Origin of the sequence: Streptococcus mitis (genome assembly GCF_005144795.1) — a bacterium.
Lineage (GTDB): Bacteria > Bacillota > Bacilli > Lactobacillales > Streptococcaceae > Streptococcus > Streptococcus mitis_BB.
In genome coordinates this window covers 1-2666 of the sequence record NZ_SWFJ01000023.1, presented here as the reverse complement: position 1 = coordinate 2666, position 2666 = coordinate 1, and the positions used below count along the sequence as shown (strand labels likewise).

General features: G+C 39.8%; 3 protein-coding genes and 1 pseudogene. All 4 read left to right on the top strand.

Features of this window, described 5'->3' with window-relative positions; genetic code table 11:
- Positions 1-2: 2 nt before the first annotated feature.
- Positions 3-1397 (top strand): hypothetical protein, encoded by a 1395-nt coding sequence (locus FBF73_RS10190; protein WP_240798254.1) that lies wholly within the window; start codon positions 3-5, stop codon positions 1395-1397.
- 1 nt (position 1398) lies between these two features.
- Entirely contained in the window at positions 1399-1821 is a 423-nt protein-coding gene (locus FBF73_RS09765) for a hypothetical protein (protein WP_042749695.1), read from the top strand.
- Positions 1822-1833: 12 nt separating this feature from the next.
- Entirely contained in the window at positions 1834-2256 is a 423-nt protein-coding gene (locus FBF73_RS09760) for a hypothetical protein (RefSeq protein WP_042749694.1), read from the top strand.
- A gap of 61 nt (positions 2257-2317) precedes the next feature.
- Positions 2318-2464, top strand: a pseudogene (locus FBF73_RS10185) (hypothetical protein); the annotation flags it as partial.
- Between the last annotated feature and the right edge of the window lie 202 nt (positions 2465-2666).

Here is a 2666-nt window from a genome sequence, read left to right as displayed (position 1 = left end):
ACATCCAACTTGGAAATGCAGGGGATGCCCATACGAAATCCTATAATCTCATCCGAGATACGCTTTTCATGGGGAATGACAAGCTGTATCATGATGTTGGGAATGTCTTTGTGACGGCGAGTGCCATCATGATTCCCATAGGGCAGACTCAGAGCGCTGTCAAGGGCTTGACCCAGTTTGCGATAGGGGAAGCCGGTGCCTATACAGCAGGTCAGGTTGCCTATCATGGGACCAAGCTCCTAGGTGGAAGTGAGGAAGATGCCCAAACCGCAAACTTTATCGGGAATATCGTAGGAGGTTATGTGGTCTCCTCAGCAGCCAGCAAGTTTAGTCTCAATAAGGTGAAAGTAGATGTCGAAGCACCGAAGTATAACCGCGAGCAGATTCTGAAGAATCTGAAAGAAAGTAAACTTGCGAGGGAATCCAGTAACTTTGACCAGTATCTGGCGAAGGAGAAACTCCAACAAGGCTTAAACAAATCCCCATTAGTTAGTCGGGAACTTCCGAAGTTGAAAGGTGTCCACGATGTCGAAGCACCGAAGTATAACCGAGAGCAGATTCTGAAGAATCTGGAAGAAAGTAAACTTGCGAGGGAATCCAGTAACTTTGACCAATATCTGGCGAAGGAGAAACTCCAACAAGGCTTAAACAAATCCCCATTAATTAGTCGGGAACTTCCGAAGGTGAAGGTAAATGTCGAAGTACCGAAGTATAACAGAGAACAAATTCTAAGAAATATAGAAGAAAGCAAGCTTGCAAGGAAGAGTTCAGGGTTTAAAGATTTTGCAACTCGCGAAAGATATCTAGAGAAGGTCTTTGACAAATTAACTCCTGAAGAAAGGGAATTAATTTTTAATATTTCTAAGGACTCACCTAAAGTGAAGTATATTAGAGGTGCATATACTAAGAAGGAAATACTTGATATCAAGCCCGATTCTCAGAAAGGAATCCTTCGCCCAGATGTTGAGGATTATCTCACTCCTGAATATATAGAAGCACATAGACAACTATTTAAAAATGGTGCTATTAAAATTCAGAAATTTACACCTGAAGAAGGTGGTTATAATAATGGTGCAATTGGTAATCCAAAAGATCATGTTGCCTTTGTTATGCCCAAAGAAGCTGGTGAAACGCTGATTAAAGTGACTAAGGGAGATCCTGAATTGTTGGAAGATATATTAGGCCTACATAGAGGAGATTTAGGCTCTTCTCCTGTAGCTATTGAAATTCCACCAGAATCTATAAAAAACCCAAGAATTCCAAGTGGAAATGAAAAGTCTGCTTTTGAAGGATTTTGGAAACCAGGAGGACAAACCTTCCCAGGAAATATGCCAGAAGCAGTCATTGACGAAGTTCCATGGGGAGAATTTACAATTCGAAAATTAGGAGGCGATTAAAATGAGTTTAACTAAAATAACATGGGAAGAATTTGATACCTTTGATAAGATTGAATCACCGAAGGGATATGATTTTCGAACACATGAAGGGAAATACTATACTTTTGGAGAGTTTGGAGTAGCTTCCGTTCGTCGTATCTTTGAGATTAATCCTTCTGATTTTAACGAATATTTATTAGGTAGGAGAACGGCACATGAAATTGACTTTAAAGCGCAGAATGATTGCTGGCCTCTAACGGAAGAAGAAAAGAATGAAATAAGAAAAAATAGAGCTAGAGAAAAACCAATTGTGCTGATTTCCAACCGTAAAAATCAGTTGCTTTTTAGTAAGAAAGAACTTGAAATACTTATTCCCAAAGCCGAACAGCAATGGATAGAATCAATGGGGAAACTTCCAGACGATTATGTATCACCACTTAAGTAAAAGAGGTTTGAAATGAAACCAACAAAACTAGGCTGGGAAGATGTTATCCAGTTTGAAGAGGTAAAAGGTTATGGTCAGCATATCTGGAGAGATGGTAATCATTTTTATTACGTTACTGAGGAGGGAGGAATTGCCCCTCAGCGAGTGGTTTATGAATTACCAAATGAGTTATTTGCCTTACTAGAGAGTGGGGAGAGAACGATACGAGAAGTATCTTATAGAGTAAAGAACAATTGTTGGCCACCGACGGAAGAAGAAAAGAAAGCTAGTGAGAAACAATTTGTATTAAAAGGCTTAACTCCTTTAATAGCTAGTCCTAAGAGTTGGGAATTATTTACTCAGGAAGAGCTTGAGACATTAATTCCACTTGCGGAAAAAAAATGGATTGACTGGAGAGGTAAGCTTCCAGATGATTATGTTTCACCATTGAAATAGCTTGTAAGGAACTTGTTTATACACTGTTAGTTGTAAGCAAGTTCCTGTTTTTACATTAAGTGAAAATCTCCAAGGTCAGGCCATCTCGAGTATGCGCAGTTACCTAGTAGAGGTGCATGGGACTCTTCTTCAAACTCTGGTTAACCTGATGAATGACTACTCAACTAATCTCCTACTGTACAAGGATGGTTACTATCAAATTGATTAAAGCAATCATGCAAAGTTACCAGGTCAGGTGTTTACAACCCTTCATAGTGATTTGAAGAGCTCACGGGACGATTTGAAGAGTGAGATTGAGGTCTTGAACACGACCAAGGACAAGATTTCAGACTTGGTGAGCTATTCAGGAAGCAGTCATACCAGTACGGTCATGAACTATAACTTTCTCATGAATCAGGTCAAGAACTTGG